This is a genomic window from Sulfurimonas sp. HSL3-7, assembly GCF_039645985.1.
GTDB lineage: Bacteria > Campylobacterota > Campylobacteria > Campylobacterales > Sulfurimonadaceae > Sulfonitrofixus > Sulfonitrofixus jiaomeiensis.
The window spans coordinates 2,364,014-2,382,239 of the sequence record NZ_CP147919.1 but is presented as its reverse complement, the minus strand read 5'-3'; the positions used below and the strand labels follow the sequence as shown (position 1 = coordinate 2,382,239).

Annotated in this window: 13 protein-coding genes; all 13 read left to right on the top strand. The window is 49.3% G+C overall.

Annotated features, from left to right (window positions below):
* Positions 1–169 precede the first annotated feature (169 nt).
* The 13 genes from WCY20_RS11735 to nuoI all read left to right on the top strand — a co-directional run bounded on the left by WCY20_RS11735 (position 170) and on the right by nuoI (position 18,217).
* Positions 170–2,758 carry a plasma-membrane proton-efflux P-type ATPase gene (locus tag WCY20_RS11735; RefSeq protein ID WP_345975354.1) on the top strand — a complete coding sequence of 863 codons (2,589 nt, stop codon included), beginning with the start codon at positions 170–172 and terminating at the stop codon, positions 2,756–2,758.
* Positions 2,759–2,938: 180 nt separating this feature from the next.
* Complete coding sequence (locus WCY20_RS11730) at positions 2,939–4,501, top strand: long-chain-fatty-acid--CoA ligase (protein ID WP_345975352.1); 1,563 nt, start codon at positions 2,939–2,941, stop codon at positions 4,499–4,501.
* 159 nt (positions 4,502–4,660) lie between these two features.
* Positions 4,661–6,394 (top strand): ATP-binding protein, encoded by a 1,734-nt coding sequence (locus WCY20_RS11725; protein ID WP_345975350.1) that lies wholly within the window; start codon positions 4,661–4,663, stop codon positions 6,392–6,394.
* A 279-nt stretch (positions 6,395–6,673) separates the two neighbouring features.
* Positions 6,674–7,063, top strand: a complete 390-nt coding sequence (locus WCY20_RS11720; RefSeq protein WP_345975348.1) for an NAD(P)H-quinone oxidoreductase subunit 3 — start codon at positions 6,674–6,676, stop codon at positions 7,061–7,063.
* Positions 7,045–7,554, top strand: coding sequence for an NADH-quinone oxidoreductase subunit B family protein (locus tag WCY20_RS11715; RefSeq protein ID WP_345975347.1), 510 nt, complete (start codon positions 7,045–7,047; stop codon positions 7,552–7,554). Before WCY20_RS11720 ends, WCY20_RS11715 begins: the two co-directional genes overlap by 19 nt.
* Positions 7,554–8,363 (top strand): NADH-quinone oxidoreductase subunit C, encoded by an 810-nt coding sequence (locus WCY20_RS11710; protein ID WP_345975345.1) that lies wholly within the window; start codon positions 7,554–7,556, stop codon positions 8,361–8,363. Before WCY20_RS11715 ends, WCY20_RS11710 begins: the two co-directional genes overlap by 1 nt.
* An 8-nt stretch (positions 8,364–8,371) precedes the next feature.
* Positions 8,372–9,610, top strand: a complete 1,239-nt coding sequence (gene nuoD, locus WCY20_RS11705; RefSeq protein ID WP_345975343.1) for an NADH dehydrogenase (quinone) subunit D — start codon at positions 8,372–8,374, stop codon at positions 9,608–9,610.
* A gap of 8 nt (positions 9,611–9,618) precedes the next feature.
* Complete coding sequence (locus WCY20_RS11700) at positions 9,619–9,843, top strand: NADH-ubiquinone oxidoreductase subunit E family protein (RefSeq protein WP_345975342.1); 225 nt, start codon at positions 9,619–9,621, stop codon at positions 9,841–9,843.
* Between the two features lie 11 nt (positions 9,844–9,854).
* A complete protein-coding gene (locus WCY20_RS11695; RefSeq protein WP_345975340.1) occupies positions 9,855–11,852 on the top strand; it encodes an FAD-dependent oxidoreductase in 1,998 nt (665 codons plus the stop codon).
* A 9-nt stretch (positions 11,853–11,861) separates the two neighbouring features.
* On the top strand, positions 11,862–14,108 hold the full coding sequence (locus WCY20_RS11690; RefSeq protein ID WP_345975338.1) for a 2Fe-2S iron-sulfur cluster-binding protein: 2,247 nt from the start codon (positions 11,862–11,864) through the stop codon (positions 14,106–14,108).
* A gap of 2 nt (positions 14,109–14,110) precedes the next feature.
* Positions 14,111–16,597, top strand: coding sequence for an NADH-quinone oxidoreductase subunit G (locus tag WCY20_RS11685; RefSeq protein WP_345975336.1), 2,487 nt, complete (start codon positions 14,111–14,113; stop codon positions 16,595–16,597).
* A 3-nt stretch (positions 16,598–16,600) separates the two neighbouring features.
* Positions 16,601–17,590 carry an NADH-quinone oxidoreductase subunit NuoH gene (gene nuoH / locus WCY20_RS11680; RefSeq protein WP_345975334.1) on the top strand — a complete coding sequence of 330 codons (990 nt, stop codon included), beginning with the start codon at positions 16,601–16,603 and terminating at the stop codon, positions 17,588–17,590.
* A gap of 9 nt (positions 17,591–17,599) precedes the next feature.
* Positions 17,600–18,217 carry an NADH-quinone oxidoreductase subunit NuoI gene (nuoI, locus tag WCY20_RS11675; protein ID WP_345975332.1) on the top strand — a complete coding sequence of 206 codons (618 nt, stop codon included), beginning with the start codon at positions 17,600–17,602 and terminating at the stop codon, positions 18,215–18,217.
* Positions 18,218–18,226: the final 9 nt, after the last annotated feature.

Below are 18,226 nucleotides of genomic sequence, written 5' to 3'. Positions count from 1 at the left end.
GATGAGTCTGCAGCGAAAACAGCACACTGTTTGATACTTGTCGTCAACAAAGTGTTATAATCTAACAGCGTCAAAATACACAGCATTGGTCTCTTTCGTCACAGATAAAAAAGAGACAGCTAGTGGATTGCAGTATCCTACGAGATGATAGATCATCAAAGGAGACGGGATGAGGGACGAACATAGTTTTCAGATGGATGGAGGGCTCAGCAGCGAGCAGGCAGAAGAAGGGCTGAAACGGCACGGCTACAATGAGATAAGCGAAAGAGAGGAGTCGAAATGGCATCGTTTGTTCCGTCGCTTCTGGGGTCCGATCCCGTGGATGATCGAAGCGGCGGCCCTGCTTTCGGCATTTGCGCAGCGGTGGGATGACTTCACGATCATCATGATCCTGCTGCTGGTCAACAGCGGCGTCGATTACTACCAGGAGTCGAAAGCGCTGAATGCCATCCGGGTACTGAAGCAGAAGCTGGCGCGCACAGCTTTGGTGCTGCGTGACGGCCGATGGGTGCAGCTCCCCTCGCGTGAACTCGTCCCGGACGATATCATCAAACTCACCATCGGCAATATCATTCCCGCGGACGCCAGGCTGACCGGCGGCGGGGAGTTCCTCTCCGTAGACCAGGCAGCATTGACCGGGGAATCCCTGCCGGTTCAGCGTGAAGCCGGCGAGGAGGTCTACGCCAATGCAGTCGTCAAACAGGGGGAGATGCGAGCGGTCGTTACGGCAACAGGGAAGGATACCTATTTCGGTAAGACGGTTGCACTGGTGGCCAAAGCCCAGAGAGAGGAGCACAGCCATTTTCAGAAAATGGTTTTGACTGTCGGCAATTTTCTGATCGTTCTTACTGTTGTGATGATTACGGTCATCATCGCTGTCGGCCTCTATCGGCATGAACCGACACTGGAGCTGCTGGTCTTTGCACTGGTTCTGATGATATCGGCCATACCGGTGGCGATGCCGGCGGTACTGACCGTGACAATGGCAGTAGGGGGATCGATACTTGCCAGAAAAGAGGCGATAGTCAGTCATCTGGCGGCAATCGAAGAACTGGCCGGCATGGATGTGCTCTGCTCGGACAAAACCGGGACGCTGACGCAGAACAAAATGGAAATCTCCGAACCGTACGTTGTCGGGCTTGAAAATGCGGACACACTGCTTCTCTACGCCGCCCTGGCCTGCAAAGAAGAAAACAGTGATCCGATAGAGACACCTATTTTTGCCTATCTGAAAGATCTGGGCCTCTACGAGAAGCTTTCGGGCTATACTCTTGGAAAGTATCTCCCTTTCGACCCGGTGGTCAAACGTACCGAAGCTGTGATGACCGTCAATGTCGACGGGAGTGGACTGACCGTTACCAAAGGTGCGCCGCAGGTGGTCATCGAGTTGTGCAATGACAGAAACTTTGACAAGGCCGCTGCGTATGAAGTGGTAGCAGAATTTGCACACAAAGGTTTCCGGACGCTGGGGGTGGCGTACCGGACAGACGGGGAAGAAGTATACCGGTTTGCAGGGCTTGTCCCGCTCTATAATCCGCCGCGTGATGACTCCAAAGAGGCGATTGCTGATGCGGAAGAAAAAGGGGTGGATGTCAAGATGGTCACCGGCGACAATATCGCCGTGGCAGCCTATATCGCTGATCTGCTGAAGATAGGAGATAAGATAGAGGATGTGCGCGAGCTCAAAGGCGAAAGCATCGAAGAGTACCTGATCCTTTCAAAAGTCCTTTCCGAAGCGATGGCCAGGAAGATGCGGCCGGAGGCAAGCGAAGAGGAGACCGCCTCGCTGGTGGCGGGGATCGTCTCCGAAGTCGAGAAACAGCTTTATGCCGTCGAGCTTCCCAAAGGGAGTGTCAAAAAACACGAATCCGAGATCATTGCAATGATCGAAAAGGCGGACGGTTTTGCACAGGTCTACCCGGAGGATAAGTATTTTATCGTAGATGAACTGCAAAAGGCGGGTCACATCGTCGGGATGACGGGCGACGGGGTCAACGACGCGCCCGCACTGAAAAAGGCCGACTGCGGGATCGCCGTCAGCGGGGCGACTGATGCGGCGAGAGCGGCCGCAGATATCGTCCTGATGGCACCGGGGCTTCACGTCATTGTCGACGCCGTTAATATTGCACGCATCACCTTTGAGCGGATGAAAAGCTATGCGATCTACAGGATTGCCGAAACGATACGGGTGATCATTTTTATGACCCTGGCAATCGTGATTTTTCAGTTCTATCCGATCACGGCGTTGATGATCATCTTTTTGGCCCTTCTTAACGATATCCCGATACTGACCATAGCTTATGACAATACGAAAGTGCGACAAAAGCCCGTAAAATGGGATATGAAGGAGATCCTTGTTCTCTCTTCGTGGTTAGGTATTGCCGGTGTCCTCTCCTCCTTCGGACTTTTCTGGCTTTTAATGTCCCTAATGCACCTTCCGCTTGAACTAATGCAGTCCATTTTCTTCGTCAAACTGGTCATCGCCGGTCACGGCACCATCTTCAACACCCGTATTGACGACTGGTTTTTCAAACAGCCGCTTCCCTCATGGAAATTGCTGTCGGCATCCTTCGTCAGTGCCTTAGCCGGTACGTTGATCGGGGTCTACGGTTTCGGCCTGATGCACCCCATAGGGTGGGGATGGGCGATGGGTATGTGGGGATATGCGTTTGTCTGGTTTATCTTCAATGATCTTGTCAAGATGGCGGTACTGCGTTACTACCGAAAAAACAGGGGTACGAAGGGTAGCGACCGATAGCTCCGCTTTTATAGTGTAATTACGGGTATCTGTTACCAGGTGAAATGGCATGAGAATCTGATGCTGACACAAGGCATCAAGCTATGCTTATTTCTGATACAATAAAAAAACATGATCAATGTTTGCAGATAAGAATAGATCACTTTATATTTCGAAGATGAAACTTTTTCAAGGAACGCAATGCAACTGACCTACCCTTACCAAAACTTCTATGACATGCTTGAAGCAGCCGCCGAAGCCGCGCCCCGAAAGACGGCTATATTTATTGAAGAGCGTAAAGTAAGTTATAGAGAGTTTCTACATAAAGTGGATGCATTTGCCCGTTTTTTGGAGATAGCGGGTATCGGTGTAGGCGACAGGATTGCGTTGATCGCGCCAAACAGCGAAGAGTTTGTCATCAGTGTCTATGCGGCGACCAAGATCGGCGCGGTGGTCGTGCCGATCAACAACATGCTCAAAGCAAACGAGTTCGCGTATATCTTGAACGATTCTGAAGCAAAGATGCTGATAACCTCGCAGCAGTTTGGCAGTGAGGTCAAAAAGCTCGCTGCGGAAACAAAGATCGAGAAAGTGGTCTGGATCGACGAAGCACCGGTACTGGATTCAAGCAATATTGTCTTCGATGAGATCCTTGAGACCCACCGCCACGGCGAGGAGAGCCGAGGGCTGTCAAAGCTTGATGATATGGCGATCATCTTCTATACCTCGGGAACGACCGGTCACCCAAAGGGGGCGATGATGAGTTATCGTAACCTCTTCTCCAATATGGTCAGCGGTTCGGAACGTTTCAGGGTAACGCACAAAGACCGTTTTATCGTCTACCTGCCGATGTTCCACGCCTTCACGTTTACAGTTATGCTGATGCTGCCATTTTACACCCGAAGCTCGTTTGTCATCATTCCAAAACTGCTGCCCTTCAGCAATATCATCAAACAGACGCTTCTGAAGCGGGTGACGGTTTTTATGGGCGTTCCCGATATCTACAACGCGCTTATCCGCGCCAAATTGCCGTGGTATTTTATGTGGTTTAACAGCATCCGGGTCTTTATTTCGGGTGCATCGGCCTTGAGCGAGGATACGCTTAACCGGTTCAACAGGCTCTTCAGACGCGCCATAATGCTCGAAGGGTATGGTCTGAGTGAGTGCTCTCCTGTTGTCTCGGTCAACCCGATGGAGCAGCAAAAGCCGATGTCCATCGGGACCCCGCTTGACGGCTACATGGTGAAAGTGGTAGACGATGAGATGCTCGAAGTGCCGCTCGGACAGATAGGCGAGATCATAGTCAAAGGGGACAATGTGATGCTTGGCTATCTTAACCGCCCTGAGTCCACCGAAGAGACGATCATTAACGGTTGGCTCCGCACAGGTGACCTTGGCAAGATGGACAGTGACGGCTACCTCTATATCGTCGATAGGATGAAAGACCTTATCATCTCCAAAGGGATCAACATCTATCCGCGGCAGATCGAAGAGGAGCTGATGAAACTCCCCTACATCAGGCTGGGTGCCGTGATCGGGGTGAAAGACCCGCACAGCGGCGAAGTCCCTGTTGCCTATGTCGAGCTTGAAGATGATGCGGACCGGCAGGTCGTTGTACCTAATAGCATCAAAAAAGATCTTAAAGCGGTGCTGGCAAATTTTAAAGTGCCTAAAAGCGTGGTGATCGTTGATGAACTGCCGAAAACGGCAACCGGAAAAGTCCTGAAACGTAAAATAAAAGAGGCGCATCAGGAGCAAGTCTGAACGCAGTTAAAGCCGGTTTTCGGCCTTTCAAAGGTTTGAAAAACAGGTTTTCCCCCAGCTTATTTAAAACTAAATTTATGCCGCTGTTTTTCTCTCGAATATTAGAAAATCAATAAATCGCTATAATTCAATCATAATTATATATATACAGAGGTTTTATTGAAATATCTAATAGATTTTTTAGAAGCAAAAGAGGTGACCGCCTCAGAGGTCTACAATCAGCTGAAATGCGGTGAAGAAGAGGCGAAAGTGTTGCAGCTTTTAACCCAGAAGTTTATCGGCGGCAATGAAGATATGCTGGTCGTCGATATTCTTCAATCCCTCTACGGTGAAGAGAACTACAGTTATATCCAGCATCTTGGACTGATCAAGACTTTGCTTGAACTCGGCTGGGTGACACAGCACAGCTTTACCCCTATGAAGATAAGCGAGGTGACCGAACTGGAACTGCTCAATACCGCAATTGCCCTGACACCGTCATTTCTGCGTCTGCTCGAAGAGGGGTCGTTTGAGATGAACCTTCCTGAGGTCAAGCCGTATGAGGATCATCTGGAATATCTGCAAGACCAGTTTTTCCGTATTGAGCTCTATCAGAAGATCAGTGTGATCCGTCAGAACGTACATGAACACTCTCTGGGGATCAACCGGGTCCGCGCCAAACTGGAACTGCTAGAGAAACGGATCGAAGAGCGTGTCGCACAGACAACCAAAGATGTGGTCCTTGACAAGTTCTTTAAACAGAAAAAGCTTGATGATAAAGAGCAGGTCATCTTCCTCGCCCTTCTCAAAGAGGAGTACAATGCAGGAGACTCCTCCCTGCGGGAGATGAACGCACTGATCGACCTGATCTCTCTGGACGAGTACGACCGTATCAAGAACCGTTCTCTGTTGGAGGAGGGGTCGGCGCTGCTCAGCGGGGAGATCATCGATTATGAGGAGATGCTTAATCCTTTCGGCGGTATCTCTCGCGCTTTCTACCTGGTCGAGGATGTCGTCCAGTCGATTATGCATCCGCAGAAAAAGAAAAAAGTGCATAAGCTCAAAATGGAGATGGCGATCAAAGATCAGGATATTTTCGAACTGATCGAACCGGAATATTCGCTTGATGATGTGGTGCTTAACCCGAAGACGGAAGAGACCCTGCAGAACCTGATGCGTCAGATGGACAAAGAGGTCGTCTCACGTCTGATCGAATGGGGGATCAAAAAGAAGAAGAGCGGCCTGGATGCCCGTATCATCTTTTACGGCCCTCCGGGTACCGGCAAGACGATGACTTCGTACTCTCTGGCACGTTCTCTTAAACGCCAGGTCCTTGCTTTTGACTGTTCGAAGATCCTGTCGATGTATGTGGGTGAGAGTGAAAAGAACGTCCGCAAGATCTTTGACACCTTCAGGGACCTGAGTGCAAAGACCAAAACGGAGCCTATTCTCCTGCTCAACGAAGCGGATCAGTTTTTAAGCGCGCGTTCAAGCGGACCCGGCGGCGGGGCCGAACAGATGCATAATCAGATGCAGAATATCTTTTTGGAACAGATCGAGCAGTTCGAAGGGATATTGATCGCGACAACGAATCTACTTGAAAATATCGATGTCGCTTTTTCACGCCGTTTTAACTACAAGATCGAGTTCAAACGTCCGAACAGAGAGCAGCGTGTAAGGTTGTGGCAAAAAATGCTGCCGGAGAATGCGCCGTATGAGGAGGGTTTCGATATCGAAAAGCTCAGCAGTTATGATCTTAGCGGCGGTCAGATCAACCTGATCGTCAAAAATTGTGCCTATGCCGTGGCAACGCAGGATGAACCGCTTTTTACGATGGCGACTTTTAAGCATGAGATCGAAAAAGAGAAGAGAGGGAATTTTGATTCGGAAAAATCAATGGGCTTTCTGAGTTAAAAGGTCCGCCAAGGCCTGTCCCCTTGGGTAACATCTGCTTTAAACAGATCTAATTATCGACTTCAGATCTGTTACCAATATCAACATCCACTTTTTCATGCTATTTCTTCATGTAACCCTTCGTAGCACATCGTTTAAATTTAAAATTGCAAAAAACGTAGCTTAAAGCACTTTAGGTTATATTGCTTCTAACTGTTTTTTCTATAGAAAACATAGGCTCTGGAAATCCCTAAAAATGGTATTTTCAGCTGTTTGTAAACAACAAAAAAGGTTATATGCATGGAACATATGAGCGCTACTAATCCCTATTTCGGGGTGTTCGTACTCTTTGTACTCACATTTGGGGCATTTTATGCAACCACTGTGGCAGCACGCTGGGCAAGTCGTGCTTTGGCACGAAAAGACACTGAAAAGCTCAAGCTCTCGATCTATGAGTGTGGGCCTGAGGTAACAAAACAGCCGAACCGTATTTCAACGCAGTTCTACCTGTTCGCGTTGTTATTCCTACTGTTTGACGTTGAAGTCGTATTTATGTTCCCATGGGCGATCGACTTCAAACTTTTAGGTTGGTTCGGTTTTGCAGAGATGCTTATGTTCATCTTATTGCTGACAATCGGTTTTATCTACGCATGGAAAAAAGGAGCCCTTGAATGGCACAACATCAAGTAAATTATACGCAAGACGGCGGTCTTCCGGTTGCATTGACAACGATCGACAAGGTCGTAAACTGGGGACGTTCGAACTCACTCTGGGCATTGACGTACGGTCTCGCCTGTTGTGGTATTGAGATGATGGCGTCCGGTGCATCACGTTATGACTTCGACCGTTTCGGTACGATCTTCCGTGCTTCACCGCGTCAATCGGAAGTGATGATCGTTGCAGGTACATTGACGAAGAAACATGCTGAGTTCATCAAGCGTCTGTATGATCAGATGGCAGAACCTCGCTGGGTTATCTCGATGGGTTCATGCGCCAATACCGGCGGTATGTTCAACACCTATGCAACCGTGCAGGGTGTTGACCGCGTTATCCCCGTGGATCTTTATCTTCCGGGTTGTGCACCGCGCCCTGAAACGCTTCAATACGCGGTGATGATGCTTCAAAAGAAGATCCGTTCAGAAAAAGCGGGTAAAGCCCAACGTCCTAAGAGGTTATTATAATGAGAGCCTATAAGCCAAAAGACGACGTACAGAAAAAGTCGTACTACACAGACCGTTACTGGGTCGCACCGCAAGTTGCAAAGAGCGCGGTCGAAGACGATGCTGTTTTTGCAGCGGATTTAGCGGCAATCAAAGCAAAATTTGACGTCATGGACGCCTACATCCAAGTGGGTCAGATGGTCGTTTACATCAAGCCTGAAGACAACTACGGTGTTTTGGAACTTTTACGTGACGAATGCGGTTACACGCAGCTCTCAGAGATGTCTGCAATAGACTGGTTGGCAAAAAAAGGCCAATTTGAGGTCTTTTACCAGATGCTTTCAATGAGCAAGCGTAAACGTCTTCGTATCAAATGTTTTATTGACGAGAAACAGGCGATCAACAGTGTCAACAAGCTTTTCCGTTCTGCAGACTGGTCTGAACGCGAAATGTATGATATGTTCGGTGTTATCGTCAACAACCACCCGTTTATGAAGCGTATCCTGATGCCGGATGACTGGGAAGGTCACCCGCTTCGCAAAACCTATCCTCTTCAAGGGGATGAGTTCGCGGCATGGTACGAAGTCGATCGTATCTACGGTAAAGAGGCGCGTGATATCATCGGGCCTGAACTCCGTGAACCGGCCGAAGTCAACCGTTACGACACGGAGCGTTTCTCACGCCTCGGTCACGAAGTGCCGTACGGCTACGATATCAAGGCTAACGGGGAACCGGAAAAAGGGCTTGATTATCAGGAAGAAGGCGGTGTCTTCATGATTGAAAAATTCCTCGAAGATGATGCAAAGATCATCGAAGATAGAAAGCGATAGGGGTTAGGATGCAACAACCAAACAGATTACGTCCATTTTTTGAAAATATCACCTTTGACAGAGATGATAATGAGATGATCGTCAACTTCGGACCGCAGCACCCTTCGGCGCACGGTCAGTTACGTCTGATGCTTCACATGCAGCAAGAGCAGATCACAAAAGCCCATCCGGATATCGGTTACCTTCACCGCGGTATGGAGAAGATGGCTGAGAACATGATCTACAACGAGTTCATGCCGACAACAGACCGTATGGACTACATCGCATCTAGCTCGAACAACTACGGTTTCGCACTTGCGGTTGAAAAACTGATCGATGTTAAGGTCCCTCGCCGTGCCAAAGTGATCCGTATGATGCTACTGGAGATCAACCGTTTGATGTCACACCTTTTCTGGTTGGCGACAACGGCACTTGATATCGGTGCGATGACGGTCTTCCTTTATGCCTTCCGTGAACGTGAGTACCTTATGGATATCATCGAAGATTACTGTGGTGCGCGTTTGACGCATGCGGCAGTACGCATCGGCGGTGTGCCACTGGATATTCCGGACAATTTCATTCCGGATCTGAAAAATTTCCTGGACAAACTGCCGGCGAATATCAAAGACTACGAAGACCTTCTGGACAAAAACCGTATTTGGCTGATGCGTATGGAAAAAGTAGGTACTATCTCTGAAGAGATGGCACTTTCATGGGGCTGTACCGGTCCGATGCTTCGTGCTTCGAATGTGCCTTGGGACATCCGTAAAGAAGAGCCGTATGAGCTTTATGACGAAGTCGAGTTTGAAGTCCCGTACTCTGACAAAGGCGATAACTACGCTCGTTATAAGATCTACATGGCTGAGATGAGAGAGTCTGCAAAGATCCTTTATCAGACAATCGACATGTATGCAGAGACCGTCAAAAACAATGAGACGGAATTGATGGCACATGCACCGCAATATATCTCGGCATCAAAGCTTGACATCATGACGCAGAACTACTCGTTGATGCAGCACTTCGTGCTTGTCACGCAGGGAATGCGCCCGCCGGTAGGTGAAGTGTACGTAGCAACAGAGTCACCGAAAGGTGAGCTCGGCTTCTACATCAACTCGCAAGGTGGTCCTTACCCTTACCGTCTAAAACTTCGTGCGCCGTCTTTCTGGCACACAGGTATTTTGACAGACCTACTTCCGGGTCACTACATTCCGGATGTTGTTTCAATCATCGGTACGACTAACATCGTATTCGGTGAAGTTGATAGATAGGAGAACGGATGAAACGTTACGATTTACGTCATTTAAAAGACGGGTTTGAGCCAAGAATGAAAGAGATCCTGGTCAACGAGCATCCTGCAGGTGAAGTTGCGATCTTCTTGTTTGAGATCGGCGACTTTACACCGATTCAACGTAGTGCCGATCTTGTAAAAGAGTGTGGGCTTGAGTTGGCAAACTCATTGAAATTCAATGAAGCTGACTGGACAATTGTTGTCAAAAAATAAGGCTGTAATTTATGAGTAAAGTCTTTTTTTCGACCTGGCGCGGCGAAGCTATTAACAATAGCGGTAAAGCGGACGACGCCTGGGAAGAATCAGCATACAACTTGCCTGAGCAATATAATGAGCATGCATCATCCAAAGCCTTCATCGGCTGGGATGGTGTCGCTCTTTTTGATCAGGAAGTGGATGTCGTACGTCTGGCAACGGAGTATGCGGCGCAGTATCAGGTCTATTCTGAAGCCTGTGGCCGTTGTGCACCGGGTCGCTGGGGCGGGCGTATCCTGTATGACCTGATGGACAAGATCGCTCGCGGCGAGGGGACTAGGGAAGATATGGAACACCTCAAAGAGGTTTCCCGCACCATGCAGACCACCTCGAAATGCGAGATCGGTAAAACAGTACCGACGCCGCTGCTTGATCTTATGGAACATTTTGAAGCAGATTTTGTCCGTTGTATTGAAGAGCAGAAGCCTTCAAAACATTACGATGCATCCGTCAACTATATCGCCAAGATAACGGCACCGTGTACGGACGCCTGCCCGGCGCATGTCGATATCCCGGGTTATATCGAGGGTGTTCGCGATCTTCGTTTCGACGACTCTTTGGTGGCGACACGTCAGACAATGCCGCTTGCACACACCTGCGGCCGTGTCTGTCCCCATCCATGTGAAGATGAATGTCGTCGTACGAACCTGGATGAGCCGATCTCGATCATGGCGCTTAAGCGTCTGGGTGCCGACTATGAGACTGACCACGGTTTCGGCTTCTTCCACCCGGCAGAGAAAAAACCGGATACGGGCAAAAAAGTGGCTGTCATCGGTGCGGGCCCAGCGGGTCTGACGACAGCCTACTACCTTGCCTTGGAGGGTGTGCACTGTGACGTCTACGAAGAGCTTCCTGTTCTCGGCGGTGAAGTCGCTGTCGGTGTACCGGAGTACCGTATGCCGATCGACAAATACAACCAGGACATCGAAGCGGTGCGTGACCTGGGGGTCAACTTCATCACCAATGCCAAGGTGACGGCCGATATGATGCGTCAGTTTGAAAAAGATTATGACGCGGTCATGGTGGCGACAGGTACGCGTATCTCCAAGAAAGTCCGTTGTAACAACGAACGCCCTGAGATAGAAGGGTACTGGGGTGCGATCGACATGCTTGACCAGGTCAACCTCTGGGAGAAATACGGTATCGGCGAACCGGTCGATCTGACCGGTAAGACAGTGGTCTGTGTCGGTGGTGGTTTTACATCGATGGACGTGGTCCGCTGCTCGATCCGCGCCAATGCCGAGAAGGTCTACATGATCTACCGTCGCGACGAGAAGACGATCATCCGCAACACGACTTACGAAGAGTATCATGAAGCGGTGGAAGAGGGCGTTGAGTTCCTTTTCCACTCAGCGGTTGAAGAGATCATTGACGAAAAAGATGTTCTAAAGAGTCTGAAGATCAACAAGTTCGAGCTTGTTCCCGATCCGGAGGGCGGTCGTCCGCAACTCGAAAAGATCGAGGGTGCCGACTACTTCATTGATGCCGACTTTTTGATCCCGGCGGTTTCTCAGTCTGCCGATCTGGATCTTCTGCCTGAAGAGTGGGAGATCGAGATGACGTCTTGGGCGACGATCAAGACGAACGGTAAAGATTACATGACCTCACGCAAAGGTATCTTTGCATCAGGCGACTGTGAGTACGGTCCGATGACGATCGTCAATGCGGTCGGTCAGGCCAAACGTGCGGCGTCGGTCATGGCGCGCTACGTGCAAAACGGCGGCGAGGTCACATTGACAGATGACGAGATCATGGAAGATCACCTGCGCAAGATGAAGGTCTATGACAAAAAAGAGAAGATCACAGGATGGCTTCCGGGTCTGCCTCGTCAAGAGTCGGAAGTTCTGGATGTTGACGTGCGCAAGTTCAACAACATGGAAGTCAATCTTGGTTTTACACAAGAACAGGCACTCAGCGAAGCCGATCGCTGTATGCGCTGCTACTATATCGCGATGGTCGCGTATTAAGGAGGTCGAATGATAAATTTTAAAATAAACGGCCGTCCTGTAACGGCTGAACGCGGTGAGACAATTATCAATGTGGCGCGTCGCGAAGATATCTATATCCCGACGATGTGTTATATCGAAAAGACATCACCATGTGCTTCTTGCCGCCTTTGCAGTGTTGAAGTGGAGGGCCATGACGGCTTTATCCTCTCGTGCAACACCCCGCCGACAGAGGGTATCAATGTCATTACGGATTCAGAGTCACTGAAGACCGAGCGCACAAACATCATGCGTATGTATGATGTCAACCACCCTTTAGAGTGTGGTGTGTGCGACAAGTCAGGCGCCTGTGATCTTCAAAACAAGACGTTGGAGTTTAATGTCGGTGAACAATACTTCAGTGCCAAAGACCAACCTCGAAAGATCGAGCAGTGGGGCTTGGTCAATTATGACCCGACGCTCTGTATACTTTGCGAAAAATGTACGCACGTCTGTAATGAAGTGATCGGCGACGATGCGCTTGATATCCTGTTCGGCGGGTATAACTCAAAAGTGATCCCGAAAAATGCCGAGACGCTTGACTGTACTTTCTGTGGTGAATGTATCGCGGTCTGTCCTGTCGGCGCACTTGTCAGTTCCGATTTCCAATATTCTGCCAATGCCTGGGAACTTTCGAAAATTCCTGCGACCTGCGCACACTGCAGTGCAGGCTGTGCTCTGGAATACGAGGTCAAGCATGCGGGTATCGACTCTCCGGGCCAGGAGAGCATTTACCGTGTGACCAATAATTTCGAATATGCAACGCTTTGCGGTGCCGGACGTTTCGGTTTTGATTTCGCCAACACGGGCAGCAAAGATGAAAATGCGTTCAATGCTGCGGTGGCGGCATTGCAAAATGCCGAAGCGATTCGTTTTTCGTCCATGATCACCAATGAAGAGGCGATGATACTTAATGCTCTTAAAGCGAAGTTGGGTATCAAGCTCTTTAATGAAGATGCGCGTCAGATGCAGAACTTTATGAGAGCATACAGCTCAGTCAGCGGCAAGCTTCACTACTCTGCCACACTTGAGAGTCTGAAAAAATCGGACGGCATTATTCTTATTGGCAGCCGTATTGCAACTGATAATCCGGGCGTACGGTATGCGATGACAACGGCAGCGCGACACAATGGTGCAAAAGTGGTCTATATGCATCCGCTGGAAGATGCTTTGCTTCAAAACACGGTGACACAGTTCATCAAGTATGAAGTCGGTACGGAAGAGGGTGTTTTGGCACTGCTTGCACAGACTCTTGTTTCTGACGCTGAACTCAGCGAGAGCGAAAAAGCCTTTATGGACGAACTCGACACAGGTTACCTGAGTGCCGAGACGAATGTGGGCGAAGACGAACTTGCAATGATCGTCAAACAGCTTATGCGTTCACGCACTAAGACCCTGGTTGTAGGTTCTGATCTCATGGCGCACGAAAGAGCCGAGAATATGGCGCGCCTGGTCGCCTTTATTGAGAAACACAGCGACTTCAGTGTCTTGGTCGTTCCGACCGAGGTAAACACCCTTGGTGTATCGCTTATTAACGATCTTGATGCGGATGAAGCGCTTAACAATGTCGTCGGTTACAACGCCAAAGGAGACTTCGTCATCTCTGCATCAGGTGAGGGCGATCTGGGCGTTCCTGCACTTAATCAGCAGGAGGGGAGCGTTGTCAGCATTGACAAACGTCTCTTGCCGACAAACGTGGCACTTTCATTTGAGGGTTACACCCTGAACGATCTTGCAAACGCACTAGGTGTCAACGCAGAAAACACCATCGATTATACCGTGACGCTGCCTGCGGAGAAAGGTTTTGCATCGGTGGAATTTGATGACCTGGAGAACTTCTATTCCCCTAAAGGAGCCGATGTTCGCGGTTATGCTTTGACGCCGATCAATGTCGAGGCCAACGGTGTCATAGAGTCAATTGAAGAGCTTCCGGAGTTTAACGGTGCCGTGATCTATCACGTGAACCCTGTTCTCCAGTTCAACGCCTTCACTGCAAAGAGCGCCCAGCTTGAAAAAGACAGCGCACTTTACGGTTCCGCTGCTTTTGCAGCAGCGGCACGGTTGAGCGACGGTGATGAAGTCGAATTCGAAGTGGGTGGTGAGAAGATTCACCGTATCTTTAAACAGGACGATACACTCAAAGGGACGGTGGCACTTCACCCTACCTTTGACCTTGGTCTGAACATGATCGATAGCTATCGTTTTGAGACAGTAAATTTTATGAGAGTGAGTAACTAGTTATGAGTGAAATAACCATTACGATAGACGGCAAAGAGGTACAGACGCAAGAGGGTGAATATATTCTTAATGCGGCGCGTGCCAATGATATCTTTATTCCAGCTATCTGTTATCTGACACGTTGTAGCCCTACTTTGGCGTGTCGTATCTGTCTGGTCGAAGCTGATGGCAAACAGGTCTACGCCTGTAATGCCAAAGCGAAAGACGGCATGCAGATCACGACATCAACCGAGACTATCGAAGCAGAAAAACGTGCGATCATGGAAGTTTATGATGTAAACCACCCATTAGAGTGCGGTGTCTGTGATCAATCCGGTGAGTGTGAGCTTCAAAACTATACACTCGAGATCGGTGTTGATGCCCAGACATATGCGATCAAAGACACCTTCAAACCGGTACAGCACTGGGGTCTGATCAATTATGATCCGGCACTCTGTATTATGTGTGAGCGTTGTACGACAATCTGTAAAGACATGATCGGTGATAGCGCCCTCTCGACAAAACCTCGCGGCGGCGATGCCATTGACGAGACGTTCAAAGAGAGTATGCCGAAAGATGCCTATGCGATGTGGAACAAGCTCAACAAATCGCTTATCCAGCCGAATGCGGGAGACACGCTTGACTGTACCGACTGTGGTGAATGTACGGCGGTCTGTCCGGTCGGTGCCCTTGTCTCTGCGGATTTCCAGTATACCTCCAATGCCTGGGAACTTTCACAGGTTCCTGCGACATGTAGCCACTGTTCTGCCGGCTGTCAGATCCAGTATGATGTGAAACATACATCGATCGACAACCCTGAACCGAAGATCTACCGTGTCAAAAACGAGTGGAACTATGTCTCTCTCTGCGGCGCCGGACGTTACGGATACGACTTCCAGAACGAGGTTGAAGGCAAAGACGAAGCGGCGTTCGCCAAAGCGGTCGAAGCCTTCGAAAAAGCCGATACGATCAGTTTCAACTCGCAGATCACAAACGAAGAGGCGCTGATCCTTCAAAAGCTGAAAGAAACAAGAGGCTACAAGCTGATCAATGAAGAGGCACGCAGGTTTGCCGAATTTATGAAAAGCTACTCGACTATCAGCGGCACATCGATCTATAAGACACCGCTCAAAGAGGTCAACAAAGCAAACTTTGTGATCTCGGTCGGTTCGGCAATCAAAACAGACAACCCCAATGCCCGTTTTGCGATGAACAACTCGATGATCATGAACAAAGGTGCCGGACTCTATTTCCATCCGGTAGCCGATCCGGTTATTGATGATATGGGTAAAAACATCCTCAGCGTCAACCATGCACCGATGCAGGAAGAGGCAGTGATGTACCTGATCCTGGACCTTTTTGCGAAAAAAGAGGCGCTTCCGGCTGAACTGGCTGCATACCTTGCGTCTTTCCACTCTATGAAGACAGTCACTGTCAGCGAGACGATCAAAGAGAAAGTCGTTGAGATTGTTAAAGAGACAAAGGTCAACGAAGAGACGGGTGAAGAAGAAGAGGTTGAAGTCGAGAAGTCGAAGATGGTACCGAAGAAGGTCGAAAAAGAGGTCGAGGTCGATGAGAACCGCCTGCTTGAGATCGTCAACGTGCCGGCCAAGTTCGACGAGTCGATGGAGAAGCTTCTTAAAAAGAAAGACACTTTCGCATTGATGGTAGGACCGGATTTTTACAGCCATCCTAATGCGTCAAATCTGGCCCGTCTTGTGGCGCTAGTAGAGAAGTACACCGACTTCAGCGTGACGATGATTCCTGAAAAAGGGAACACGCTGGGTGTTGCGATGATCTGTGACCTAGACACCGAAGCAGGCAGTTACACTGTCGGCTACAACGTCAAAGGCGACTTTACACTCAGCGCACAAGGCAATGGTGACCTTGATATGCCGGCGATGAACCAGCAGGAGGGGACACTGACAAGCATTCAGTTGCGTGTCAATCCTACCAATGCGGCATTGGAGTACAAAGGGTATGAGCTTAACGACATTGCCAATGCGCTCGGACTCAGCAGTAAATTGACTGTTGATTACACAGCAAAACTGGGCGAGATAGCCGGCTTCAAGTCTGAAAACTTCGATGACCTGCCAAATTACTACACCAATAAAGGTGAAGAGATGCGTGGCTATGAGTTGGAGATCGGCGAAGTGAGAACTGACGGTGACGAAAGTGTAGCGGCATTCGATGAAGCGGCGGCGATGCGCGAGGCGATGGTCTACCTGGCAAACCCGACGCTTCAGTTCAATGATTTTACCAACAAGTCACATCAGTTGAAGGAAGAGGCGGGTCTCTATGTGAGTAGCGACTACGCAGCTGCCAATGAATTATCAGACGGAGATAAGGTTTTAGTGGAGACTACAAAAGGTTCTATGGAACTTAATGTTAAAATCGACACTAAAATCGGCGGAAACATTCCGTTTGTTCCAAGTTTTGATTCAAATCTAAACAGTGAGGCACTCTTCAGCGGTTATCGCTTTAGCAATGCCACTATCAAAAAGGTGTAATTAATGGAAACAGCATTCATTATTGAAACGCTTGTCAAGATCATAGTCATTTTACTGGTCTTTTCCGCGTTAGCAGGTTTTGGAACCTACTTCGAACGTAAGATACTCGCATTTATGCAGCGTCGTCTTGGGCCAATGCACGTTGGTCCGTACGGACTTTTACAGATCGCAGCCGACGGTATCAAACTTTTTACCAAAGAAGATATCGTCCCTACAAATGCGGTCGGTCCGATCTTCAAGATTGCGCCGGTTATTACGGCAGCAACAGCGTTTATGGCGGCCGCAGCGATTCCGTTTATGCCGGAATTCACACTCTTTGGTTACACCGTTCATCCTATTGTTGCCGATATCAACATCGGTATCCTTTACATCCTGGGTGTTATGGCCGTCGGTTTCTACGGACCGATGCTGGGCTCATTGGCGTCAAGCAATAAGTTTGCGCTGATCTCTGCGGCACGTGCCGCGGCGGTATTCATCTCTTATGAGGTTGTAACGGGTCTTTCCCTGCTTGCACCGCTTATGATGGTGGGTTCGTTCTCACTGATCGATTTTAACAACTACCAGGCTGGCGGAATCGGCGACTGGATCATCTGGACACAGCCGGTGGCATTTGTCCTCTTCTGGATCGCGGCATTTGCTGAGACAGGACGTACGCCGTTCCACCTTATCGCGAATGATCACGAGATCATTGACGGTTTCGGTACGGAGTACTCGGGTATGCGTTGGGGCCTTTTCTTTATCGGTGAGTATGCGAACATGTTCTTCATCTCGTTCGTGATTGTTCTGATCTTCCTTGGCGGTTTCGGTGACGGATCTGTACTGGGTGCATTGGGATTCCTTGGCAAAGTGGCATTTTTCTTCTTTTTCTTCTTGTGGACACGTGCTGCCTGGCCGGATATCAGACCTGACCAGTTGATGTGGTTATGTTGGAAAGTTCTCATGCCTCTGGCGGTGGTCAATGTTGTGATCACCGGTATGATCATGATGTTTTAGGGGTAGATAATGAGTTTAGAACAATTTGAAAATAGAAATGTTAGTGAGAACGGCTACTTTAAAGTAGACATTGAAGAGTATCCGGAAAGTGGCTGGGACCGTGCGAAGCAGGTCTTTTCCCGTGCGATCAAAGGTGAGCTTTTTGTTGGTCTTTGGGTCGTGCTTCGCGAGATGTTCAAATTCGACATCCATACGGTTCAATACCCTAAAGAGAAGCTGCCTATCGGACCGCGTTACCGCGCGGTGCATGAGATGCAGCGTCTTTGGGAGTCGGGTACGGAACGTTGTATCGGCTGCGGTCTATGCGAAAAGATCTGTATCTCTGACTGTATCCGTATGGACACTAAAATCGATGAGAACAGCCGTAAGCAGGTTACGGAGTATACGATCAACCTTGGCCGTTGTATCTTCTGCGGTTACTGTGCGGAAGTCTGTCCGGAGTTGGCGATCGTTCACGGCGGACGCTACGAGAACACTTCTGAGCAGCGCGCCCACTACATCGGTTATGAAGATATGTTGACACCGGTAGACATGGCGATCAAGGGGCAGGTACCTGAGTATCCAGGTTTCGGTGCGATTACACCACACGAAGACGAGCGCGTCAAAACGACGCCGCTTGCGTATTAAGGAGCTAAG